Annotated in this window: 17 protein-coding genes, 3 tRNA genes, 3 rRNA genes and 1 riboswitch; of the genes, 20 read left to right on the plus strand and 3 right to left on the minus strand. The window is 48.6% G+C overall.

What is annotated here, in order from left to right; genetic code table 11:
* Positions 1-202: 202 nt before the first annotated feature.
* From AC3CIC_RS00075 to thiH, 17 genes are all read left to right on the plus strand, one after another.
* The gene (locus tag AC3CIC_RS00075) at positions 203-829 is read left to right on the plus strand and encodes a YigZ family protein (RefSeq protein WP_016961773.1); all 627 of its coding nucleotides are present in this window, start codon (positions 203-205) and stop codon (positions 827-829) included.
* Positions 830-872: 43 nt separating this feature from the next.
* Positions 873-2,330 (plus strand): TrkH family potassium uptake protein, encoded by a 1,458-nt coding sequence (locus tag AC3CIC_RS00080; RefSeq protein WP_016961772.1) that lies wholly within the window; start codon positions 873-875, stop codon positions 2,328-2,330.
* An 18-nt stretch (positions 2,331-2,348) separates the two neighbouring features.
* On the plus strand, positions 2,349-2,873 hold the full coding sequence (gene hemG, locus AC3CIC_RS00085) for a menaquinone-dependent protoporphyrinogen IX dehydrogenase (RefSeq protein WP_488515070.1): 525 nt from the start codon (positions 2,349-2,351) through the stop codon (positions 2,871-2,873).
* Between the two features lie 616 nt (positions 2,874-3,489).
* Positions 3,490-5,034 (plus strand): 16S ribosomal RNA (locus tag AC3CIC_RS00090).
* Between the two features lie 62 nt (positions 5,035-5,096).
* Positions 5,097-5,172, plus strand: a tRNA-Glu gene (locus AC3CIC_RS00095).
* 346 nt (positions 5,173-5,518) lie between these two features.
* Positions 5,519-8,411: ribosomal RNA gene (locus AC3CIC_RS00100) — 23S ribosomal RNA — on the plus strand.
* 123 nt (positions 8,412-8,534) lie between these two features.
* Positions 8,535-8,650 (plus strand): 5S ribosomal RNA (gene rrf / locus AC3CIC_RS00105).
* The 16S, 23S and 5S rRNA genes sit together here with 2 tRNA genes alongside, the layout of an rRNA operon.
* A gap of 66 nt (positions 8,651-8,716) precedes the next feature.
* Positions 8,717-8,793 (plus strand) — tRNA-Asp (locus tag AC3CIC_RS00110).
* 400 nt (positions 8,794-9,193) lie between these two features.
* A complete protein-coding gene (locus AC3CIC_RS00115; RefSeq protein ID WP_016959520.1) occupies positions 9,194-9,334 on the plus strand; it encodes a hypothetical protein in 141 nt (46 codons plus the stop codon).
* Positions 9,335-9,410: 76 nt separating this feature from the next.
* Positions 9,411-9,487: transfer RNA gene (locus tag AC3CIC_RS00120), tRNA-Trp, on the plus strand.
* A 437-nt stretch (positions 9,488-9,924) separates the two neighbouring features.
* Positions 9,925-10,308, plus strand: a complete 384-nt coding sequence (crcB, locus tag AC3CIC_RS00125) for a fluoride efflux transporter CrcB (RefSeq protein WP_488515071.1) — start codon at positions 9,925-9,927, stop codon at positions 10,306-10,308.
* Positions 10,309-10,357: 49 nt separating this feature from the next.
* A riboswitch (TPP riboswitch) is annotated at positions 10,358-10,456 on the plus strand.
* A gap of 114 nt (positions 10,457-10,570) precedes the next feature.
* The gene (gene thiC / locus AC3CIC_RS00130) at positions 10,571-12,484 is read left to right on the plus strand and encodes a phosphomethylpyrimidine synthase ThiC (protein ID WP_488515072.1); all 1,914 of its coding nucleotides are present in this window, start codon (positions 10,571-10,573) and stop codon (positions 12,482-12,484) included.
* Between the two features lie 8 nt (positions 12,485-12,492).
* Entirely contained in the window at positions 12,493-13,173 is a 681-nt protein-coding gene (gene thiE / locus AC3CIC_RS00135) for a thiamine phosphate synthase (protein ID WP_488515073.1), read from the plus strand.
* Entirely contained in the window at positions 13,151-13,954 is an 804-nt protein-coding gene (locus AC3CIC_RS00140) for a HesA/MoeB/ThiF family protein (RefSeq protein ID WP_488515074.1), read from the plus strand. Before thiE ends, AC3CIC_RS00140 begins: the two co-directional genes overlap by 23 nt.
* On the plus strand, positions 13,938-14,138 hold the full coding sequence (gene thiS, locus AC3CIC_RS00145) for a sulfur carrier protein ThiS (RefSeq protein WP_017005022.1): 201 nt from the start codon (positions 13,938-13,940) through the stop codon (positions 14,136-14,138). The genes AC3CIC_RS00140 and thiS overlap by 17 nt, the downstream gene beginning before the upstream one ends.
* Positions 14,139-14,140: 2 nt before the next feature.
* Positions 14,141-14,911 carry a thiazole synthase gene (locus AC3CIC_RS00150; protein WP_488515075.1) on the plus strand — a complete coding sequence of 257 codons (771 nt, stop codon included), beginning with the start codon at positions 14,141-14,143 and terminating at the stop codon, positions 14,909-14,911.
* Positions 14,912-14,926: 15 nt separating this feature from the next.
* On the plus strand, positions 14,927-16,039 hold the full coding sequence (gene thiH, locus AC3CIC_RS00155) for a 2-iminoacetate synthase ThiH (RefSeq protein ID WP_488515076.1): 1,113 nt from the start codon (positions 14,927-14,929) through the stop codon (positions 16,037-16,039).
* A gap of 65 nt (positions 16,040-16,104) precedes the next feature.
* Here the strand turns inward: thiH and AC3CIC_RS00160 are convergent, their stop codons facing one another.
* Together AC3CIC_RS00160 and AC3CIC_RS00165 are read right to left on the minus strand one after the other, a co-directional pair.
* Positions 16,105-17,892: an aminopeptidase P family protein gene (locus tag AC3CIC_RS00160; RefSeq protein ID WP_488515077.1), complete on the minus strand. Its 1,788-nt coding sequence runs from the start codon at positions 17,890-17,892 to the stop codon at positions 16,105-16,107.
* Between the two features lie 83 nt (positions 17,893-17,975).
* On the minus strand, positions 17,976-18,944 hold the full coding sequence (locus AC3CIC_RS00165) for a LysR family transcriptional regulator (protein ID WP_488515078.1): 969 nt from the start codon (positions 18,942-18,944) through the stop codon (positions 17,976-17,978).
* Positions 18,945-19,042: 98 nt separating this feature from the next.
* Here AC3CIC_RS00165 and AC3CIC_RS00170 point away from each other — a divergent pair, with 98 nt between their 5' ends.
* Positions 19,043-20,239, plus strand: a complete 1,197-nt coding sequence (locus tag AC3CIC_RS00170) for a multidrug effflux MFS transporter (protein WP_016959510.1) — start codon at positions 19,043-19,045, stop codon at positions 20,237-20,239.
* A 242-nt stretch (positions 20,240-20,481) separates the two neighbouring features.
* Positions 20,482-20,772, plus strand: a complete 291-nt coding sequence (tsrA, locus tag AC3CIC_RS00175) for an H-NS-like global regulator TsrA (RefSeq protein ID WP_016959509.1) — start codon at positions 20,482-20,484, stop codon at positions 20,770-20,772.
* A 10-nt stretch (positions 20,773-20,782) separates the two neighbouring features.
* Here the strand turns inward: tsrA and AC3CIC_RS00180 are convergent, their stop codons facing one another.
* Positions 20,783-21,661: a DMT family transporter gene (locus tag AC3CIC_RS00180; RefSeq protein WP_016959508.1), complete on the minus strand. Its 879-nt coding sequence runs from the start codon at positions 21,659-21,661 to the stop codon at positions 20,783-20,785.
* Between the two features lie 133 nt (positions 21,662-21,794).
* Here AC3CIC_RS00180 and rmuC point away from each other — a divergent pair, with 133 nt between their 5' ends.
* Positions 21,795-23,336 (plus strand): DNA recombination protein RmuC, encoded by a 1,542-nt coding sequence (rmuC, locus tag AC3CIC_RS00185; RefSeq protein ID WP_488515079.1) that lies wholly within the window; start codon positions 21,795-21,797, stop codon positions 23,334-23,336.
* Positions 23,337-23,468 lie beyond the last annotated feature (132 nt).

Below are 23,468 nucleotides of genomic sequence, written 5' to 3' on the forward strand. Positions count from 1 at the left end.
TTCGATCTGGTAAGACCAGATTTCACTAGTCTGAGCCGCACCAATCGAAAAGGCAAATAAAATGTTAAACGATTGTTTGAATTTTGTGTTTGATCTATATCTCATCTCGCGTGAGAGGGTATGGTGTCCTACAAAAGCAGTTAGCAATGAAAGGACGTTACTGTGTTAAAATCCCGCGCCTTTTCAATGATAGGTCTTTGAAATGAATATCACCCCTTATCTGATCCCTGCGAGTGCGGTGGTGTCGGAAGAGGAAATAAAAAAAAGCCGCTTTATCACTTATCTTGCACATACCTCGGGCATTGAAAGTGCAAAATCCTTTGTGGCAGAAATTAAAGCCAAACATGGCGATGCGCGTCATAACTGCTGGGCGTTTGTCGCAAGTCGTCCTGAAGATTCGATGTGTTGGGGGTTTAGTGATGATGGAGAACCCTCTGGAACGGCGGGGAAACCTATCCTTGCACAGCTCACAGGAAGTGGAGTTGGCGAGATCACCGCAGTGGTTACGCGCTATTATGGTGGGATCAGGTTAGGTACTGGTGGGCTGGTTAAAGCTTACGGCGGAGGGGTTCAACAAGCCCTCGCAATACTGACAACAAATGAAAAGGCAATTACGGTTCAGTTCACACTAAGCTGTGAATACACTCACATTGCCTTGATTGAATCTATATTGGCATCCCATAACGCGGTTCAGGTTAGTACTGAATTCAGCCATAATGTGTTGATGACAGTGGAAGTGGATGCACGGAGTGCCGATCAGATGGCGAGTGAGATTGTAAATCGTACTCGTGGTCAGGTAAGTGTGGCCGGGCTAAATAATAACTCATGATTCAGGTCTACACCTGAATACAAGGATTGAGCCCTCTTAGGCTATGCAATTTCGTTCAATTATCCGAATCGTCGGGCTTCTCCTGGCACTATTTAGTATCACCATGCTGGCGCCAGCAGTGGTGGCATTTATCTATCGTGATGGCGAAGGTTTTCCTTTTGTTCTCACTTTCTTCCTACTTCTTGCTGGTGGTGGTTCGCTGTGGTTTCCAAACAGAGGCTATCGACATGAACTAAAAGCTCGAGATGGCTTTCTTATAGTTGTTCTATTCTGGACAGTTATTGGCAGCGCGGGTTCCATTCCCTTTATGCTCTCTGAGCAGCCCAATATGTCCGTGACCGATGCTTTCTTTGAATCCTTCTCAGGACTGACAACCACGGGGGCGACGGTCATTGTCGGCCTTGATGATTTGCCAAAAGCTGTACTCTTTTATCGTCAGCTTCTGCAATGGTTTGGTGGTATGGGTATCATTGTGCTGGCAGTGGCTATTTTGCCTGTGCTGGGTATTGGTGGTATGCAGCTTTATCGGGCTGAAATTCCTGGGCCAGTTAAAGACAGTAAAATGACGCCGCGTATCGCTGAAACAGCAAAGGCGCTCTGGTATATCTATCTGGCGCTCACGATATCGTGTGCTGCGGCCTATTGGTTGGCTGGTATGTCGGTGTTTGATGCCATTAGTCATAGTTTCTCGACGGTGGCTATTGGCGGTTTCTCAACGCACGATGCGAGTATGGGCTACTTCAATAGCTCAGCAATCAACTTCATTACTGTTTTCTTCCTCTTTATATCTGCATGTAATTTCTCTTTGCACTTTGCGGCGTTTGCCAGCGGTAAGCTACATCCTGGCTTCTACTTTAAAGACCCTGAATTTAGGGTCTTTGTTGCTATCCAAATCATCTTACTGGCGATTGTTTTTGGCATGTTGATGGATCATGGGACCTATGACTCAGAGTTTGAGGCGTTTAACCAAGCCATTTTCCAGACCGTGTCTATTTCAACGACCGCGGGATATACTACGACCAGTTTCGCTGAGTGGCCACTATTCCTCCCTGTGTTACTTCTGTTTTCCTCTTTTATTGGAGGATGCGCCGGCTCTACTGGAGGTGGAATGAAGGTAATCCGTATTCTGCTTTTATCCCTTCAGGGGTCTCGAGAATTAAAGCGATTGGTTCACCCTCGTGCGGTTTACACCATTAAAGTGGGAAGCAAGGCTCTGCCGCAACAAGTTGTAGATGCTGTTTGGGGATTCTTTTCCGCTTATGCATTGGTGTTTGTGCTTTGTATGTTGGCATTGATTGCGACGGGGATGGATGAATTAACCGCTTTCTCAGCGGTTGCGGCAACATTGAATAACTTGGGGCCGGGTCTGGGTGAGGTAGCTGTTCATTTTGGTGATGTGAATAGCAGTGCTAAATGGGTCTTGATCGTGTCGATGCTGTTTGGGCGACTTGAAGTATTTACATTACTGGTCCTCTTTACCCCTACATTTTGGCGCAGCTAGCGTTTAATAGGAATTAATATGAAAAAGGCACTTTTTCTTCATTCAAGCCGCGAAGGGCAGACGGTTAAGATCCTGCATTTTATCGAAAAGGAATTAGCGGGCGACTATCAGTGTGAGCTGGTGGACTTGCATGAGATTCCAAATGTGAACTTGGCGGATTACGATAAGGTACTTATTGGCGCATCTATTCGCTACGGGCACTTTAATAAGAAGCTTTACCGGTTTATTGATAATAACCTTTCTGCATTGAAAGCTTCTAGTGCTGTATTTTTCTGTGTAAACCTCACGGCGCGAAAGCCAGGAAAAGATACGCCAGAAGGAAGTGTCTACGTACAGAAGTTTCTCAAGTTATCGCCGTGGCAGCCAGAAACAATAGATGTATTCGCTGGTGCACTCTATTACCCGCGTTACCGGTTCTTCGATCGCATCATGATTCAATTCATTATGAAGATGACTGGCGGCGAAACGGATTCTAGTAAAGAGGTGGAATACACTAACTGGGACCGTGTGAAGCAATTCTCAAAGCGTTTTGGTTCGCTTTAACAGCGTTTCGTGTGAAAAATGAACGAATAACCTGTTTTAGATAAAAAACCGCAATAAAGCCCTTGCCAAGATCTCAAACCTCCCTATAATGCCGCCTCACTGACACGGAGCGCGGCGCCAACTAAGGCATTGCACACCCAATCAGTACGGCGAAAACGGCTTCAAAACTGAATGGAAATAAACGCTTGACGTTAACGACCCAATCAGTAGAATGCCCGCCTGCTTCAACGGAAAAGCCCAGTGCTTATCGCGGTTGAAGGGAGTCAACAAGACGTTTTGGATGCGGTGAGCAGCACGCTGAAAAATCTCAAAATTTCTTCTTGACTTCATCGCCTGGCAGCGTAGAATTCGCAGCCCTGACGATGAGAAGACGTCTCCACGGAGTCGCTTCTACAGTCAACGTTCTTTAACAATTTGACCTATACAATCTGTGTGGGCACTTGTACTTGATAGACATAAGATTTATCAATGAATTGAGTGACCCAAGATGGTTGAGCTCTTCGGAGTAACGCTATCAACACAGTCAATGCAGTTTTGCCTTAGGGCAAAAAAGTAATTCAGTATTCATTGAGCGTTAGACCTGTTTCTTCGGAAATGGGGATAACAAGAAAAATTCTAATTGAAGAGTTTGATCATGGCTCAGATTGAACGCTGGCGGCAGGCCTAACACATGCAAGTCGAGCGGTAACATTTCAAGAGCTTGCTTTTGAAGATGACGAGCGGCGGACGGGTGAGTAATGGCTGGGAACCTGCCCTGACGTGGGGGATAACAGTTGGAAACGACTGCTAATACCGCATGATGTCTACGGACCAAAGAGGGGGATCTTCGGACCTCTCGCGTCGGGATGGGCCCAGTTGGGATTAGCTAGTTGGTGAGGTAATGGCTCACCAAGGCGACGATCCCTAGCTGGTTTGAGAGGATGATCAGCCACACTGGAACTGAGACACGGTCCAGACTCCTACGGGAGGCAGCAGTGGGGAATATTGCACAATGGGCGCAAGCCTGATGCAGCCATGCCGCGTGTGTGAAGAAGGCCTTCGGGTTGTAAAGCACTTTCAGCAGTGAGGAAGGTTGGTACGTTAATAGCGTATTAATTTGACGTTAGCTGCAGAAGAAGCACCGGCTAACTCCGTGCCAGCAGCCGCGGTAATACGGAGGGTGCGAGCGTTAATCGGAATTACTGGGCGTAAAGCGCATGCAGGCGGTTTGTTAAGCAAGATGTGAAAGCCCCGGGCTCAACCTGGGAACCGCATTTTGAACTGGCAGGCTAGAGTCTTGTAGAGGGGGGTAGAATTTCAGGTGTAGCGGTGAAATGCGTAGAGATCTGAAGGAATACCGGTGGCGAAGGCGGCCCCCTGGACAAAGACTGACGCTCAGATGCGAAAGCGTGGGGAGCAAACAGGATTAGATACCCTGGTAGTCCACGCTGTAAACGATGTCTACTTGGAGGTTGTGGCCTAGAGCCGTGGCTTCCGGAGCTAACGCGTTAAGTAGACCGCCTGGGGAGTACGGTCGCAAGATTAAAACTCAAATGAATTGACGGGGGCCCGCACAAGCGGTGGAGCATGTGGTTTAATTCGATGCAACGCGAAGAACCTTACCTACTCTTGACATCCACAGAAGCCGGAAGAGATTTTGGTGTGCCTTCGGGAACTGTGAGACAGGTGCTGCATGGCTGTCGTCAGCTCGTGTTGTGAAATGTTGGGTTAAGTCCCGCAACGAGCGCAACCCTTATCCTTGTTTGCCAGCACGTAATGGTGGGAACTCCAGGGAGACTGCCGGTGATAAACCGGAGGAAGGTGGGGACGACGTCAAGTCATCATGGCCCTTACGAGTAGGGCTACACACGTGCTACAATGGCGTATACAGAGGGCAGCAAGACCGCGAGGTGGAGCGAATCCCAGAAAGTACGTCGTAGTCCGGATCGGAGTCTGCAACTCGACTCCGTGAAGTCGGAATCGCTAGTAATCGTGGATCAGAATGCCACGGTGAATACGTTCCCGGGCCTTGTACACACCGCCCGTCACACCATGGGAGTGGGCTGCACCAGAAGTAGATAGCTTAACCTTCGGGAGGGCGTTTACCACGGTGTGGTTCATGACTGGGGTGAAGTCGTAACAAGGTAGCCCTAGGGGAACCTGGGGCTGGATCACCTCCTTAACGATACTATTAATGCCAGTGTCCACACAAATTGTATAGGTTGAAGAACAAAGAACAGATGTGTCCCATTCGTCTAGAGGCCTAGGACACCGCCCTTTCACGGCGGTAACAGGGGTTCGACTCCCCTATGGGACGCCACTTATTAAACACATTCTCTGAGTGTTGTTAGAAAGTGGTGATTCGAAAGAACATCATAGCTCTTTAAAAATCTGGAAAGCTGACTAGTAGATTTATGACTTCTCTTTATAGAGAGGAAATAAATTGAAATCTGTTTCTTATCTCTCTACCCGAGAGGTAATGAAACAAAAGTTCTCAAAACGTTAATCCTGATGGGATTAACACCAAACACATTCAAGTGTTCTTGGTTTCATCGAAAGATGAACATATTTGAGTCCGGCGAAAAACCGTTCATTAATTTGAACCGACTCTTTAACGAGAGTCACCTTGGTTGTTTGCCATACATAAAGACCTCTTGGGGTTGTATGGTTAAGTGACTAAGCGTACACGGTGGATGCCTTGGCAGTCAGAGGCGATGAAGGACGTATTAACTTGCGATAAGCGTAGATAAGGCAGTAAAAGCCACTTGAGTCTACGATTTCCGAATGGGGAAACCCACGTGCATAAGCACGTATCATGCAGTGAATACATAGCTGTATGAGGCGAACTCGGGGAACTGAAACATCTAAGTACCCGAAGGAAAAGAAATCAATTGAGATTCCGGCAGTAGCGGCGAGCGACCCCGGATTAGCCCTTAAGCAGTTTAAGTGTTAGTGGAAGCCTCTGGAAAGTGGCGCGATACAGGGTGATAGCCCCGTACACGACAATGCTTTTATTGTGAAAACGAGTAGGACGGGACACGTGGTATCCTGTCTGAACATGGGGGGACCATCCTCCAAGGCTAAATACTCCTGACTGACCGATAGTGAACCAGTACCGTGAGGGAAAGGCGAAAAGAACCCCTGTGAGGGGAGTGAAATAGAACCTGAAACCGTGTACGTACAAGCAGTGGGAGCCTCTTCGTGGGGTGACTGCGTACCTTTTGTATAATGGGTCAGCGACTTACTTTTAGTAGCAAGGTTAACCGAATAGGGGAGCCGTAGGGAAACCGAGTCTTAACTGGGCGAATAAGTTGCTAGGAGTAGACCCGAAACCGAGTGATCTAGCCATGGGCAGGTTGAAGATTGAGTAACATCAATTGGAGGACCGAACCGACTAATGTTGAAAAATTAGCGGATGACTTGTGGCTAGGGGTGAAAGGCCAATCAAACTCGGAGATAGCTGGTTCTCCCCGAAAGCTATTTAGGTAGCGCCTCGGACGAATACTACTGGGGGTAGAGCACTGTTAAGGCTAGGGGGTCATCCCGACTTACCAACCCTTTGCAAACTCCGAATACCAGTAAGTACTATCCGGGAGACACACGGCGGGTGCTAACGTCCGTCGTGGAGAGGGAAACAACCCAGACCGCCAGCTAAGGTCCCAAAGTTATCGCTAAGTGGGAAACGATGTGGGAAGGCTCAGACAGCCAGGATGTTGGCTTAGAAGCAGCCATCATTTAAAGAAAGCGTAATAGCTCACTGGTCGAGTCGGCCTGCGCGGAAGATGTAACGGGGCTAAGCGATACACCGAAGCTGCGGCATCAACTCTTCGGAGTTGTTGGGTAGGGGAGCGTTCTGTAAGCCGTTGAAGGTGAACTGTAAGGTTTGCTGGAGGTATCAGAAGTGCGAATGCTGACATGAGTAACGATAAAGGGGGTGAAAAACCTCCTCGCCGGAAGACCAAGGGTTCCTGTCCAACGTTAATCGGGGCAGGGTAAGTCGACCCCTAAGGCGAGGCCGAAAGGCGTAGTCGATGGGAAACGGGTTAATATTCCCGTACTGCTTATAACTGCGATGGGGGGACGGAGAAGGCTAGGTGGGCTTGGCGACGGTTGTCCAAGTTCAAGTGCGTAGGTGGGTGTCTTAGGTAAATCCGGGACGCTGTTAACACTGAGACACGATGTCGAGTCACTACGGTGATGAAGTCATTGATGCCATGCTTCCGGGAAAAGCCTCTAAGCTTCAGGTTATAAGGAATCGTACCCCAAACCGACACAGGTGGTCGGGTAGAGAATACCAAGGCGCTTGAGAGAACTCGGGTGAAGGAACTAGGCAAAATGGTACCGTAACTTCGGGAGAAGGTACGCTGCCTCCGGTGAAGTCCCTTGCGGATGGAGCTAGAGGCAGTCGCAGATACCAGGTGGCTGCAACTGTTTATTAAAAACATAGCACTGTGCAAAATCGAAAGATGACGTATACGGTGTGACGCCTGCCCGGTGCCGGAAGGTTAATTGATGGGGTTATCTTCGGAGAAGCTCTTGATCGAAGCCCCGGTAAACGGCGGCCGTAACTATAACGGTCCTAAGGTAGCGAAATTCCTTGTCGGGTAAGTTCCGACCTGCACGAATGGCGTAATGATGGCCACGCTGTCTCCACCCGAGACTCAGTGAAATTGAAATCGCAGTGAAGATGCTGTGTACCCGCGGCTAGACGGAAAGACCCCGTGAACCTTTACTACAGCTTGGCACTGAACATTGACCCTACATGTGTAGGATAGGTGGGAGCCTTTGAAGCATCGTCGCTAGATGGTGTGGAGGCAATCTTGAAATACCACCCTTGTATGCTTGATGTTCTAACGTTGGTCCCTTATCGGGATTGCGGACAGTGCCTGGTGGGTAGTTTGACTGGGGCGGTCTCCTCCCAAAGAGTAACGGAGGAGCACGAAGGTGGGCTAATCACGGTCGGACATCGTGAGGTTAGTGCAATGGCATAAGCCCGCTTGACTGCGAGAATGACAATTCGAGCAGGTACGAAAGTAGGTCATAGTGATCCGGTGGTTCTGAATGGAAGGGTCATCGCTCAACGGATAAAAGGTACTCCGGGGATAACAGGCTGATACCGCCCAAGAGTTCATATCGACGGCGGTGTTTGGCACCTCGATGTCGGCTCATCACATCCTGGGGCTGAAGTCGGTCCCAAGGGTATGGCTGTTCGCCATTTAAAGTGGTACGCGAGCTGGGTTTAGAACGTCGTGAGACAGTTCGGTCCCTATCTGCCGTGGGCGTTGGATGATTGAGAGGGGCTGCTCCTAGTACGAGAGGACCGGAGTGGACGAACCTCTGGTGTTCGGGTTGTCACGCCAGTGGCATTGCCCGGTAGCTAAGTTCGGAATTGATAAGCGCTGAAAGCATCTAAGCGCGAAGCGAGCCTCGAGATGAGTCATCCCTGACACTATAAGTGTCCTAAAGGGTTGTTGGAGACTACGACGTAGATAGGCAGGGTGTGTAAGTGCTGCGAGGCATTGAGCTAACCTGTACTAATTGCCCGTGAGGCTTAACCATACAACACCCAAGGGGTTTTAGCGGACTCAGATAAGAACGTTGAATGTGTATTGAGAAGTCACTAGTCAGAATTTTCCCAGATTTTCGTTTTTCGCCTCATGGCGGGGAACAATACAAAATTTGCTTGGCGACCATAGCATTATGGACCCACCTGATCCCATGCCGAACTCAGTAGTGAAACGTAATAGCGCCGATGGTAGTGTGGGGTCTCCCCATGTGAGAGTAGGACATCGCCAGGCTTCAAATTTAGATATGCGCATTGAACGGCGTGTATCGGATAGATACTCAGGTGTTTATCCCCGTGTGGAGCGGTAGTTCAGTTGGTTAGAATACCGGCCTGTCACGCCGGGGGTCGCGGGTTCGAGTCCCGTCCGCTCCGCCATTTATTAAGAAGCCTCGTCAGAAATGACGGGGCTTTTTATCGTTTATGCTCATCAGAAAGTCTTACACAATTTTGATCGTTACACCTTCGTATAGTCCCATACACGCCAGTATCAATTAAAAACCTTGTTAGAAATTTTTCTGTAGATTCCCTTGGGCACTGTCTATATCTTCGAGTACGCATTTTTATTAATGATGTCACTAATAGTTTGATTTATCGTGGTATGACGTCTAAAACTTGTTGTATAGAAATCCATACCATAAGTGATCAGTGTTTATTTATTGCATATTACGCTATGCAACTATCGAATTGAGTCGCGCGGGTTCTTACTATTGAGAGTTTTTTTTTATACCATCACGGTATTATCAAACTTACATTTAACGGCTTGGGGAATCATCAAATGAATGATTTATCAGCATTAATTCAAATGACGTTACTTTGTACAGCAGTCGCAACGGCGGTAGCTGGGCCTGCAGTTATAGCATTGCTCGTATTTAATAAATACAAACAAAATCTTGCTGAAAAACACGACATTGCCTAATTCCTGTTCAGTTGGAGCATGAAGCTTTACTAAACCCTAGCTATTTTGCTGATTGTCGTTAAAATAGCGGTTGTATAGGGGTGTAGCTCCAATTGGCAGAGCAGCGGATTCCAAATCCGCGTGTTGGGAGTTCGAATCTCTCCACCCCTGCCACATTTAAGGCCTCGACAGTAATGTCGGGGCTTTTTCGTATCTGTCACTTTTTTAAAGTGATGTTGGGAGCTGGAATGCCAGCCCAGTCAAATCTCTCCACCCTGCCACATTTAAGGCCTCGACAGTAATGTCGGGGTTTCGTATCTGTCACTTTTTTAAAGTGATGTTGGGAGCTGGAATGCCAGCCCAGTCAAATCTCTCCACCCTGCCACATTTAAGACCTCGACAGTAATGTCGATTTATTTATACCTGATATATTCTGTACGTGTCATGAGAAGCAGTGCGTTTACCTATTCAGCCTTACTTTAGAAATGAATGCTATTTTTATGAATCTCAGTTATACGCAATCACATCCAATTTTTGTTCCTGCCTTAGCGCTTGTCGTTTTTACGGCGTATCATATTGTTACTGTTTTAAGCTACGAGTGGTTTTAGACCATGAATCAGGCGGTTTTGCTTTTCTATATTGCTATTGGTGGCGCGGCGGGTGCTTGTTCTCGCTATCTTATTTCTGAGCTTTGCGCTGTTTTGTTAGGGCGAGGTTTTCCCTATGGGACTTTGACAGTGAATATTATTGGTTCATTGATCATGGGATTTTTGGTAGCGGCGCTTGAACAAGAGACTTTTGGTCCTGGTCCATGGCGACATCTTATCGGCCTTGGCTTTCTTGGTGCATTGACAACGTTTTCCACGTTTTCAATGGACAATGTTTTGCTGCTTCAGCAAGGCGAGTGGTTCAAGATGGGGTTAAACATCGTATTGAATGTCGTGGTGTGTATTTTTGCCGCATGGGCAGGCTTTCAGCTCTTAATGCGCAGCTAATCACAGACATTGAGGTTGAGAAGACATAGCGCATTTCTTATACTGCAACTGATACTTGTCGGAGTGCCATTTGGCTGAGACCGCGAAAGCGGGATCCGTTGAACCTGATCAGGCTAATACCTGCGAAGGAAACAAGAGAAAGTAAATACAATCGTGTTTTAGATTACGTCACCTCAAACGGGGTAACTGTATCTGTGCGTGACACACCTCTTGCAGAGCAAATCCGGCAAGCATTTATTCCCACAATTAATGGAGTAATGCTATGTCGACCCGTAAACAAGCCAGAAACGAAGCTAAAGATTTTATCGACAACCTGTCGGTGCAACCCTTCCCTAATTCCAAAAAAGTTCACGTTGTAGGATCTCGTCCAGATATTCGCGTTGGAATGCGTGAAATCTCGTTGTCGCCAAGCATGATCGGCGGAAATAAAGAGACACCACAGTTTGAAGATAACGAACCTGTACTTATCTATGATACATCCGGTGTTTATACTGACCCTGATTACCACATTGATATCTACGCGGGGTTGCCAAAGCTGTGCGAGCGTTGGATTGAAGAACGTGGCGATACTGAAGCGTTGGTGGGAGTAACCTCAGAGTTTGCACAAACACGCCTGGATGACGATACATTAGATGAACTGCGTTTTGGCAGACTGCCCGATGTTCGTCGTGCAAAAGCAGGTAAGCGAGTGACTCAGCTTCACTATGCGCGTCAGGGTATGGTTACGCCAGAAATGGAATACATCGCAATACGTGAGAACATGGGACGCCACAAATATGCCGATGAGCAACTCAATCATCAGCACCCAGGGCAAAGCTTTGGTGCCAATTTACCCAAAGAAATTACGCCTGAGTTCGTGCGCAGAGAAGTCGCAGAAGGTCGCGCCATCATCCCATCAAATATCAACCATCCTGAATCCGAACCCATGATAATTGGGCGTAACTTCTTAGTGAAAGTTAACGCCAATATTGGTAACTCGTCAGTGAGTTCTTCGATAGAAGAAGAGACTGAAAAATTGGTTTGGTCGACCCGTTGGGGTGGCGATACCGTGATGGATTTGTCTACGGGACGAAACATTCACGAGACCCGAGAGTGGATCTTGCGAAACAGCCCTGTACCTATTGGCACAGTGCCAATGTATCAAGCGCTTGAGAAGGTTAACGGAATTGCCGAAAACCTAACATGGGAAGTCATGCGTGATACCTTAATTGAGCAAGCCGAGCAGGGGGTTGATTACTTCACAATACACGCCGGTGTTTTGCTGCGTTATGTGCCAATGACCGCCAAGCGCGTGACGGGAATTGTCTCTCGCGGCGGCTCTATCATTGCGAAATGGTGCCTTGCTCATCACACCGAAAGCTTTCTTTATACTCACTTCCGTGAAATCTGTGAAATTTGTGCTCAGTATGATGTCGCGCTTTCTTTGGGGGACGGCTTGCGCCCTGGCTCGATTGCTGATGCAAACGATGAAGCGCAATTTTCCGAGTTACGAACCTTGGGCGAGCTGACCAAAGTTGCATGGGAATATGATGTCCAGGTGATGATTGAAGGGCCAGGTCATGTCCCGATGCACATGATTAAAGAAAACATGGACGAGCAGCTCAAGCACTGCCATGAAGCGCCATTTTACACCCTTGGCCCTCTGACTACCGATATTGCACCGGGCTATGATCATATTACGTCTGGTATTGGCGCCGCAATGATCGGTTGGTTCGGTTGCGCCATGCTTTGCTATGTGACACCAAAAGAACACCTTGGTTTGCCGAATAAAGATGATGTCAAAATCGGCCTGATCACTTACAAATTGTGCGCGCACGCTGCAGACCTTGCAAAAGGCCACCCTGGTGCTCAGGTTCGCGACAATGCCTTGTCTAAAGCGCGTTTTGAATTTCGTTGGGAAGATCAATTTAATCTGGCACTTGACCCAGATACTGCACGCACTTATCACGATGAAACACTGCCTCAAGAGTCTGGCAAGGTGGCGCATTTCTGTTCGATGTGCGGGCCTAAGTTTTGTTCCATGAAGATAAGCCAAGAAGTCCGCGAATACGCTAAAAACCAAGAGAAAGGCCAAGCGGTAGAAGTTCAGATGCTGGATGATCCGCTGGAAGGCATGAAACAAAAATCGGCAGAGTTCTTGGCCAAAGGCAGTGAACTTTACCACCAGAAAGCGTAGGAGGGGTGATGAAACCTTCTATGTTTAACTGTCGCGTATCATTTGCGCACATGGAGGAGGGCATTGGCCCTCTTTATCCAGTGGTTGATGACATTGTATTGCTTAAGCGTTTGTTGGCGCTAGGCGTGCGTACCATTCAACTTAGGATCAAAGATCCCAATGAACCTGATCTAGACGCAATGATCGAAGAGGCTGTCGCCTCTGGAAAGACCGCTAAGGCGCAGATCTTTATCAATGACCACTGGGAGAAAGCACTCGCAGCAGGGGCATACGGTATACACCTTGGTCAAGATGATCTGAAAGATGCAGATCTCGAGGCCATTGCTCAGGCTGGTATTCGCTTGGGGATCTCAACTCGAACGGCGCAGGAGCTGGATCTCGCCCTCTCGATTGCGCCGAGCTATTTGGCTATCGGACATATCTTTCCCACTCCAACCAAAGTCATGCCAACACCTCCTCAAGGTACTGAACAGTTGGCTAAACACCTGAAAACCGTCGATGGTCGCTTCCCGACTGTCGCGATTGGTGGCATTGACTTGTCTGTCGCGTCAGAGGTTTGGCAAACAGGTGTGGATGCTATTGCCGTTGTTCGAGCTGTCACCGAATCGGGCGATCTGCCTTCGACATTGCAGTCGTTTTCACGCATTTTGACCGAGGAGGCGAGACATGAGCATTCCGCCTCTGTCTGATAGCGAGTTTGAGCGTTACAGCCGTCAAATTATGCTGTCTGAGTGGGGAAAAGAAGGGCAGTCTCGCCTGAAGCAAGCAAAGGTACTTATTGTGGGATGCGGCGGCCTAGGCACTGCTGCCAGCCTCTACCTTGCTGGCGCGGGTGTAGGTAACCTGGTGCTTGCTGATGATGATGCAGTAGAGCGTTCAAACTTGTCACGCCAAGTGGCATACCGTGAAGGCAATCTGGGTGAGAGCAAAGCGCGTGCACTGAGTGCGCAGCTAATGGCGCTGAACACACAGATTCAATGTCGCGCAGTGGAACGCTACCTTGTTGATAGAGCACTTGATCTCGAAGTGTCATTGGCCGATGTCGTGCTCGATTGCAGTGACAACATGGCGACCCGGCAAGCGGTGAATGAAGTGTGCAGGAAATCCTGCACACCATTGGTTGCAGGTGCCGCTATTGGATGGCAAGGACAGTTGATGGTGTTTGATTTCGCTGCGAGCATTTCGCCTTGTTATCACTGTTTGTTTCCTGCAAGCAAGGATGCTTCTCCACGAAATTGCCAAAGCGCTGGTGTCGTAGGGCCCGTTGCTGGGGTGATTGGCAACCTACAAGCTTTGGAAGCGCTCAAGCTACTGACACAGACAAAAAGCATCCCCAGCCGTTTCTATCAGTTGGATGGTCAATCCTTGTCGCTTCGCGCTATGTCGATCCCTATTGATAGTGATTGCGCCGTCTGTCACCCCCATAATTCATCACATGTCAGCGAGGTGCCCGATGAACATTTGGCTTAATGATCAGGCGTATTCTCCAGCCGGTGCCAGTGATCTTGATGCTTTGATACACGAGTTGTCATTGTCACAGCAATCTGTGGCTATCGCCATCAATGGAGAGATTATCCCGCGAGGTCAGTGGCAGCAGACACCATTGACCGAAGGTATTCAGGTCGCCGTGTTTCAAGCGATTGCAGGAGGATGACCGTGTTAACAATTGCAGATAAAACGTTTTCATCTCGATTATTTACGGGCACCGGAAAATTTTCCGGAACCAAAGTGATGGCGCAAAGTATTGCGGCAAGTGGCTCTGAACTTGTCACTATGGCGCTTAAACGCGTTGACGTTCAAAACCGCGAAGACGATATTCTTGCACCGCTTATCGCTGCCAATCTCAATTTATTGCCGAATACGTCAGGCGCAAAAACGGCGAAAGAAGCCATTTTTGCTGCGCGATTGGCACGAGAAGCGCTTGGTACTCACTGGCTTAAGCTTGAAATTCATCCTGACCCTAAATATCTCATGCCCGATCCGATAGAAACCTTGAAGGCGGCAGAAGTACTGGTAAGAGAGGGTTTTATAGTATTGCCTTATTGTCATGCTGATCCTGTGCTTTGTAAGCGGTTAGAGGAAGTGGGTTGCGCGGCAGTGATGCCGCTAGGTGCACCGATTGGCAGTAATAAAGGGCTAGTGTCGAGGGACTTTCTCGACATCATCATCGATCAAGCCAAGGTGCCTGTGATCGTCGATGCTGGGATTGGCGCGCCTTCTCACGCTGCAGAAGCGATGGAAAGAGGTGCTGATGCAGTATTGGTGAACACAGCCATTGCAGCGGCACGCAATCCGGTTGCCATGGCGCAGGCGTTTAAGTTGGCAGTAGAAAGCGGTCGTATGGCCTATGAAGCAGGGTTGGCGGGCAAAGTGCAGCATGCTGTTGCATCGAGTCCACTCACGTCGTTTCTTGATGAACTTACCTGATAGACGGGAGAGAAAATGAGTTTTTCAGCCTATTGGGAAACGCTAGATTGGGACGATATTCGGCTATCTATCTATAGTAAAAATGAAGCGGATGTCTTGCGTGCGCTGGCGAAACCTAAGCGAGATCTTGAGGATTTTAAAGCCTTGATATCGCCTTCTGCCGAGCCCTATCTCGAACACATGGCGCAACAAGCAGCGGCGTTAACTCGCCGCCGTTTTGGTTACACAGTGAATTTTTATGTTCCGCTGTATTTGTCGAACCTTTGCGCCAATGTTTGCACCTATTGCGGCTTTTCGATGGAGAATCGCATCAAGCGACGCACCCTGTCGATGGATGATATTGGCCGTGAGTGTCGTGCTATCAAGGCGATGAACTTTGACAGTATTTTACTGGTCACGGGTGAGCATCAAACCAAAGTTGGCATGAACTATTTTCGTCAGGCGATACCTGAAATTAAGCGTCAATTCAGTTATCTAGCGATGGAGGTGCAGCCACTGGCGCAAACAGAGTATGCAGAGTTAAAAGGGTTGGGGCTGGATGCGGTGATGGTCTATCAGGAAACCTATAATCGGGTGACTTACGGTGAGCATCATCTTCGAGGTAATAAAACCGACTTTGCTTTTAGGCTTGATACGCCAGATAGGCTGGCGCGAGCAGGTATCGATAAAATCGGTATTGGTGCGCTAATTGGGCTTGATGAATGGCGAACGGATTGCTTTTTCGTCGCGACTCACCTCGACTATTTGGAGCGAACTTATTGGCGCAGTCGTTATTCCATATCGTTCCCAAGATTGCGTCCGTGTGAAGGCGCTGTGCAGCCCAAATCTGTCATGACAGATAGGCAATTGGTTCAGCTCATTTGTGCATATCGTTTGCTCAATTCAGAGGTGGAGTTGTCCTTATCCACCCGAGAATCGCCAGCGTTTCGTGACAAAGTCTTACCCCTTGGGATTACGTCTATGTCAGCGGCATCAAAAACTCAGCCTGGAGGATATGCCGACAATGAGCCTGAGCTGGAACAGTTTGCGGTCTCTGATGAGCGTAGTGCCAAAGAGGTCGCCAATGCGGTGAAAAGTGCAGGCTTTGACGTGGTTTGGAAGGATTGGCAAGCAGGGTACTCAGGTTAGCCAAAAATTGAAAACTAAAAAGGCTCCGAGGAGCCTTTTTCATTGTTTGATTGGCGGTGATTTGGTTAACGAGACAAGGGTGCCACGGATTGCTCAAGCCAAGCTAAATCATCATCTTGCAGTGATGGACTGATATCGGCCCACACTTTTTGGTGGTAATCGTTCCACCATGCGATCTCGCTGTCAGTCAGCAGGTTCACATCCACCAAACGACGATCAATTGGCGCGCGAGTTAGTGACTCAAAACCCATTACCGTCATGTCACCCGCTGTGGGTACTTCTACCACCAACTCTAGATTTTCAATGCGAATACCAAATGCGTCTGCGCGGTAGTAGCCAGGCTCATTGGAGAGCACCATACCTGGCAGTAAGGCAACGGTATTTGGCGCCTTGGCAATGCGTTGTGGACCTTCGTGAACACTGAGGAAGTGACCAACGCCATGACCTGTACCGTGATCGTAATCAAAGCCGTTTGCCCACAAGTATTGGCGAGCTAATGCATCCAATTGGCTGCCAGCGGTGCCTTTCGGGAAACGTGCTGTGGTGAGTGCAATGTGACCTTTGAGAACCAGCGTAAATGCTTGCTTCACGCCATCAGAGCATTCACCGATTGCCACGGTGCGCGTGATATCTGTCGTGCCATCTGGATATTGACCGCCAGAGTCCACCAGATACACGTTATTCAGTTCCAGTTCGCCCGGCTTCGGTTGATTGAGGTGGTTATAGTGGCACATGGCCGCATTTCCGCCTGCGGCCGAAATGGTATCAAAGCTCAAATCTGCCAGCGTTTCGTCCAATTCGCGGAAGCTGTAGAGTTTGTCAGAAAGCTCTGCTTCGTTTGGAAGAATGCCTGCGGCGACTTGCGCATCTAGCCATGCTAGAAAACGACTTACTGCCACACCATCTCGGATATGACTCGCTTTGATGCCTGCAATTTCAGTGGTGTTTTTGGCCGCTTTCGGCAGCATGCAAGGATCTGCAGCGTGCACAATGATTGCGCCGTTTTTGGCCAGAACCTGACTTGCCCAAGCATTGCTGGTTTGTGGGTCGACCAAAATGGTTTTGCCAGACATAGCCGACAAGGCCGCTTCTAGTGCATCTGGTGATTGCACTGATACGCCTGCGCCAACATGTGCCGCAAAGTCATCGGGTAGACGGCTAGGGTCAATAAACAGGATGACATTGCCATTCGCTTCAACCAATGCAGAAGCCAATACGACGGGAAGACGAGATACATCGCCACCACGAATGTTTAAGAGCCAACAAATGCTGTCTAGTTGACTCAGCAACGCTGCGTTTGCACCAGCTTTTGTCAGTGCTTGGCCAATGAGCACGCGTTTTTCTGTGCTGCTTTGTCCAACGAGCTCGTTGCTCATCAGACGAGCAGTGGTTAAACGTGGCTCAGGACGATCGTGCCAAAGTGCATCAATCGGGTTGCTGTCGATAGCGGTCAGTGTCAGTTTTCCTGCCACAGTTTGCTCGGCGTTAGCTAGCCAGTTTGCGCTATGAAGACGCGTATCGATGGCGACTTTGCTGCCTTGTGGCAAGTTAGAAGTAAGCCATTGCAATGCAGGTTGTTCAATCAAATGACGATATTCAAAAATATCGCCAGGGACTTGTTTACGCACCTGTACGGTGTAGCGACCATCAACAAAAATGGCTGCATTTTCACGAGTGATCACCGCCGCGCCTGCCGAACCTGTAAATCCGGTGGCCCAGTGAAGACGCTCATTGTGGGCGGGAATATACTCTCCAAGAAACTCGTCTTCATGTGGAATAACCAGTGCGTCCAGCGCTTGGTCTTCCAGCCAGCGTCGCAATGCGTTGACGCGATCAGCATAAGTGGCGTGCATTTTTCGTCCTATTTTTATCTGTTTTGATTGATCGTAATGTTCAAAAAGCGATGAGGTTTAGCGTGTTCTCTCAAGGCTCTAACCTATCTGTTTTCCTCAGCCGCTGCAATTTCTGTCATATATCGGCAACGCGAAATAATGAGCTGTCTCAGCCAACGATGACCAGGGTCAGATTCCTGACTTTGATGCCAAAACAGGGTATATGCCATGGGCGGTAACGGCTCAGGCAAAGATGTCACCACCAAATCCAGTTGCTTGGTCACTGCGTTGGCGAAGTGAGATGGCGCGGTAAATACCAAATCGGTATGGGTGCATAAACTGGCCGCACTATTAAAGTCAGGGACATACATCGCAATGTCGCGTTCAAGCCCACGTTCGGCGAGTTTGTAATCCAGTAGCCAGCGATCGCTGCCATCACAACGGACTTGTATATGGCGCTGTTTGAGATAGCTTTCCATATTCCAGCGCTTTGACAATAACGGGTGCCCTTGGCGAACAATCACTTTTTGATGATCTTGATATAACTCTTCGTAAACGATGCCTTTAGGAGGCATTAAAGTGAGCATCGCATCAGCAGGGTTCAGATCTTTTCCTGTTATACCAAAGTCCACTTCGCCCCGTGCCATCGCATCAAACGTACCTGCACCCCATGCCTGAGTATCTAAGGTGATTGATGGCGCTGCATCTAGTATTTCACCTAAGAATCGCGGCATCAAAAGAGGGTAGGCGCTTTCGACCAGTGCAAAATGAAAACGACGATCACTGGTAGCGGGATTGAACGCATCCGATACAGTCAGTCCGTCTAAATGGTTGAGCAAGTTTTTCAGCGCGGGTTTGAGTGATAGTGCCTTGGCTGTCGGGTGTAAACCACGTGAAGTGCGGTTAAATAAAGGGTCATCAAATTGCTCGCGTAGCTTGGCGAGGCTCTTACTCACTGCAGATTGGCTCAGATGCAAACGTTGAGCTGTGCGCGTGACGTTGCACTCTTCCAATAAAATATGCAAACAAATCAGCATATTGAGGTCGTAGCGTAATAAATGATTCAGATTCAATAGTAATATTCCATACGGGAATGTCTCACCTGACTATAAGCCATTTTTATTCATATCAAAACAAGACTACACTGCGCGCAATTAATCAGGAGTTCCTTATGTCCACCCCCTCTTCGAAACCTGATAGCCGCTTGGTTGCATTGATGGTACTGCTTGTACTGTTCAGCCCGCTTGCTATTGATATTTATTTGCCCGCTATGCCAATTATGGCCGCAGAATTTGATGTTGCGCCGACCCGTATTCAAGACACTATTTCATGGTTTATGGTGAGTTTGGGTATGGGCCAATTGTTGGCTGGCCCATTAGCCGATCGTTTTGGTCGTCGTCCCGTCGCTTTAGTGGGTATCTCTATTTACGCCGCAAGCTCTGCCATGGCTTGGGTTGCTTCTTCGTTAGACGCTTTGCTCATTGCGCGTTTACTGCAAGGTGCGGGTGCGTGCGCAACCTCTGTGTGTGCGTTTGCGGCAGTACGAGATAGCTTTGGCGGTAAGCGAAGCGGTCAAATGATCAGTTACCTCAATGGTGCTATCTGTTTTATCCCTGCGCTGGCACCGTTGTTGGGCAGTTGGTTAACTGTTCACTTTGGCTGGCGTTCAAACTTTAGTTTCATGATGGCATATGCGCTAGTGGCTTTGGTGCTGGTATTTACGCTGTTTCGCGAAACGCGCCCAGCTGATACCGATTCAAGCGGCGCGCTGTTGAGTCCTTCCCGTTACTGGCAAGTATTGAAAGAACCTGTGTTTATCTATCATGCCGTGCTTTGCATGTTGGCAATGGCGGTGATTCTGGCTTACGTAACGTCAGCACCGGTGAGACTTATCAATGGGTTGGGCTTGTCGATGGGGCAGTTTACAGGATGGTTTGCCATCAACGCTGCGCTCAATATTTTTGCTTCAATGACGACGCCAAAAGTTATGGATATCGTCGGGAGCCGTAAAACGCTAAACGCAGGCATGATGATATTGGTATTTGCGGGTGTGTTGATGGGCGTGTTGAGCTCGACACAAACCGCGTGGGCCTTCATGGTGCCCGTGTTCTTATCGTCATTTGGCTTTGCTTGGGTGTTGGGCTCGTCGGCAGGTAAAGCGCTGGAGCCTTTTGGTCAACGTGCTGGCACAGCGGCGGCGCTGCTTGGCCTCTTTCAAATGAGTGGCGCGGGTATCCTTGTCAGCCTGACACAACGAGCTGGTCTATCTGAGCCTCACCTATTGGTTTTCCATATGCTGTTGATTGCGCCAGGTTTGGCTGTGCTTTGGTCTCGAGCAGGCAAGCGCTGGCATACGGCTGAGTGCTAAAAACGAGAAAACAGTAATGTAATCTATATTATTGAAAAAGCGCACAAAGCACGAAGTGCTGACCCTCTAGGCGATATGTTTACGGCATTCACTTCGTAATAATGGCGTGCTTATTACCGACTATTTACCCGCCAAATTATTTTGTGCGGGTATTTTTTTGTTGCTTATTGACCAAAGGGAGTATATTTAGTGTGCGAACACTTCCTTTCTTCCCGAAAATTAAAACAATAGGTTGTATAACTATGTCGATGTCGATGCTTGAATTAGCTCGTCACTTGGAGACTCTTGAAGAATCTCCAGAGAAAATGATGTTTGGTAAACTTCTCACAGAATTAAGCGGTATGAGTGAGGATCGCGTCCAACGTGCGGCTCGCCAAGTACCGATCAGTGGATTGCGTGAATTGGTCCATCAATTTAATAAAGTTATTGCAGATCGCCGCGGAGAGCGCGTTCAGGAGTTGGCACAAGAAATCGCAGATGATGGCATCTCAGTGGATGAGCTGCGCCAATATCTAGCGCAGCGTAACGCTTAACTGTTTTAAATCACGTCTTACTTTTTCGTTGCTGAATCAATAAACCAGCAATAATCATTACCAAGCCTATCAAGGTCGTTGGGTGGATTTGCTCGCCTATAATATTGGCCAGTAATATCAGTGAAATGAATGGCGAAATAAAGATAAGGTTGCTGATTTTGGCGGTATTGGTCGCCAACTTCATCGCCTTCAGCCAAAGCACAAACGTGATCCCCATTTCAAACAAGCCCACGTAACTGACGGCGAGCCAGCCTTGCCAAGGAATACCACTCCAATCGCTACTATATAGACTAAGACCGATAGAGAACGGCAAGGACAAAAGAAAACCAAGTAACAATCCAATGACAGGGTCGGCTTGGTTTTTTGCGTTTAGGATCCAATAACCTGCCCAAAGTAGTGTTGAGAAAAGGGCCAATCCAACGCCTAGCGGGCTATCAAAGTTTAAGTCCAAGACATTGCCCTTGGTCGCAATAACCACCACACCGGCATAGCCCAATGCCGCCGCAATCCAATCCTGCTTACGAATTTTTTGCCCTAAGAATATGGCCGCCATCAAAGTCAGCGTAATCGCCCAGCTGTAATTAAGCGGCTGAGCCAATGATGCGGGCAGCAAGTCGTAGGCTTTAAACAGCACCAAATAATAGATAAACGGATTGATAAGTCCAAGCATCAAATAATAAAGCGGACGGCGAAAAAACGTCGACGTAATGAGGTGTAGATTGCCTTGCCATCCCGCCACAGCGACAAGTGACAATGCAGAGACCACACTGGCGGCAGCCAGCATTTGGATCGGGTCCATGTAAGTCAGGGTGATTTTAAAAGCCGTCGCGACGGTTGACCAAAGCAACACGGCAGCCAATCCGTAGCCAATCGCAAGGCGATCATTCATGAGAAGTGCTTACTTAATAAAGAGGAGAGCAGCAGTCTAGTGCAGTTACCGACAAACAGAAAGACTGGACATTTATCCAGTGTCTTATTAGCCTTTGCTACAAGTAATGATGAACATTGAAAAGGTTAATGGCATGCAGATCGAAAGCCTGTTTTCAGATGGCATGATATGGCTTGCAGCGGCAATAGGTGCAGGACTGACACTCATCGTCAGTGCGGTCTATCATTGTATGGCACAGCGAAACCTGCGCGATCTCCATATGCAGCAACGTGAGGCAGACGAAAAACTCAGCTGCGCTGCGATTGAGCGTCTGCAAACCGAGAACACATCGCTTCAAGGAGAGCTCGATGAACTGGATTTGGATCGAGATCGACTCAGCGCTGAACTTCGCCTGCAGTATGGCAGACTGGCCGCGGCGGCCGAAAAGCTCCGTCAAATGGACGCACTTCGTGCGGAAAAAGTGCAGCTTACTGAGACGTTAGATTCCCTGCGTGATCACAAAGCAGCGCTAGAGCTTTCGCTACGTGAACAGCAAACACGTACTGAAGAGCAATTGGAAGCGGCAGACGAGAAAATCCGCTTACTCGAAAGCGCGGAAGAGCGCCTACGCGTGCAGTTCGAAAGTTTGGCCAACAAAGTGTTCGACCACAAAACACGGACTGTCGATGAACAAAATAGACAAAGCTTAGATTCGTTATTAGGCCCGCTGAAAAGCCAGCTAGAGGGCTTTCATAAACAAGTCAGTGACAGCTTTGGTGAGCAAACCAAAGAGCGTCACACCCTGATCCATGAAATCAAAAGCCTGCAAAAGCTCAATGAGGACATGACACGTGAAGCCGTGAACCTGACGCAAGCGTTGAAAGGGGATAACAAGCAGCAGGGTAACTGGGGCGAGGTTGTACTGGCGCGCGTGTTGGAGGAATCTGGCTTACGTGATGGTTATGAATACCAAACCCAAGTTAGCTTGGAAAACGAGGAAGGCAAGCGCTATCAGCCAGACGTGATTGTGCGTTTGCCGCAAGAAAAAGACGTCGTGATTGACGCCAAGATGGTGCTGGTCGCGTATGAACGTTATTTCCACGCAGATACAGTGGCGGAAAAAGACAGCGCGTTGCGCGAGCACGTTGCCGCTATTCGCGGGCATATTCGAGGGCTTGGGCGAAAGGATTATCATCAACTGCATGGTGTTCACAGCCTTGATTACGTGCTGATGTTTATTCCTATTGAGCCCGCATTCCAGATTGCCTTAGAAGCTGAGCCATCACTGATCCGCGAGGCACTTGATCATAATATCATGCTTGTCAGTCCAACGACCTTGCTGGTGGCATTGAGAACCATCAACAATTTGTGGCGTTACGAGCATCAAAATCAGAATGCGCGTCTTATCGCCGATAAAGCCGCCAAGCTTTACGATAAGATTCGTCTGTTTGTCGCAGATGTTGAAGTGCTCGGTGCAGCGCTTGATAAAGCGGGAGACAGCTACCACAGCGCGCTAAATAAATTGTCGACAGGACGAGGGAATATTCTTCGTCAGGTGGAAGGCTTTAAATCCCTCGGGGTAGAGGTAAAGCGCGATATCAGCCCGACTATGCTAAAAAGAGACACGTCAGAAGAATCTGAACAAAACGAAGATGTGGTTACCTTACCCGTCTCACGCGAGTCATCGGACAGGTAGTTGGCGCACTAAGCACTTTGAGCATGGTTTGATCTGATTAAAATAACCACATGATGGCGACATCACATTGACTCGCGCTTCTTGTGGTTGTTTGAGTATGTAAAGTACACTAAGCGGCAAAAATATCGGGCA

The organism is Enterovibrio sp. QJM3NY_24, assembly GCF_057786035.1.

Excerpts from the sequence above, each read along its gene's own strand:
- AC3CIC_RS00180 (WP_016959508.1), bottom strand. The coding sequence starts at position 21,661 with ATGAATGATCGCCTTGCGATTGGCTACGGATTGGCTGCCGTGTTGCTT.
- AC3CIC_RS00075 (WP_016961773.1), top strand. The coding sequence starts at position 203 with ATGAATATCACCCCTTATCTGATCCCTGCGAGTGCGGTGGTGTCGGAA.
- AC3CIC_RS00080 (WP_016961772.1), top strand. The coding sequence starts at position 873 with ATGCAATTTCGTTCAATTATCCGAATCGTCGGGCTTCTCCTGGCACTA.
- tsrA (WP_016959509.1), top strand. The coding sequence starts at position 20,482 with ATGTCGATGTCGATGCTTGAATTAGCTCGTCACTTGGAGACTCTTGAA.
- rmuC (WP_488515079.1), top strand. The coding sequence starts at position 21,795 with ATGCAGATCGAAAGCCTGTTTTCAGATGGCATGATATGGCTTGCAGCG.
- thiE (WP_488515073.1), top strand. The coding sequence starts at position 12,493 with ATGAAACCTTCTATGTTTAACTGTCGCGTATCATTTGCGCACATGGAG.
- thiS (WP_017005022.1), top strand. The coding sequence starts at position 13,938 with ATGAACATTTGGCTTAATGATCAGGCGTATTCTCCAGCCGGTGCCAGT.
- AC3CIC_RS00170 (WP_016959510.1), top strand. The coding sequence starts at position 19,043 with ATGTCCACCCCCTCTTCGAAACCTGATAGCCGCTTGGTTGCATTGATG.
- hemG (WP_488515070.1), top strand. The coding sequence starts at position 2,349 with ATGAAAAAGGCACTTTTTCTTCATTCAAGCCGCGAAGGGCAGACGGTT.
- crcB (WP_488515071.1), top strand. The coding sequence starts at position 9,925 with ATGAATCAGGCGGTTTTGCTTTTCTATATTGCTATTGGTGGCGCGGCG.
- thiH (WP_488515076.1), top strand. The coding sequence starts at position 14,927 with ATGAGTTTTTCAGCCTATTGGGAAACGCTAGATTGGGACGATATTCGG.
- AC3CIC_RS00140 (WP_488515074.1), top strand. The coding sequence starts at position 13,151 with ATGAGCATTCCGCCTCTGTCTGATAGCGAGTTTGAGCGTTACAGCCGT.
- thiC (WP_488515072.1), top strand. The coding sequence starts at position 10,571 with ATGTCGACCCGTAAACAAGCCAGAAACGAAGCTAAAGATTTTATCGAC.
- AC3CIC_RS00115 (WP_016959520.1), top strand. The coding sequence starts at position 9,194 with ATGAATGATTTATCAGCATTAATTCAAATGACGTTACTTTGTACAGCA.
- AC3CIC_RS00160 (WP_488515077.1), bottom strand. The coding sequence starts at position 17,892 with ATGCACGCCACTTATGCTGATCGCGTCAACGCATTGCGACGCTGGCTG.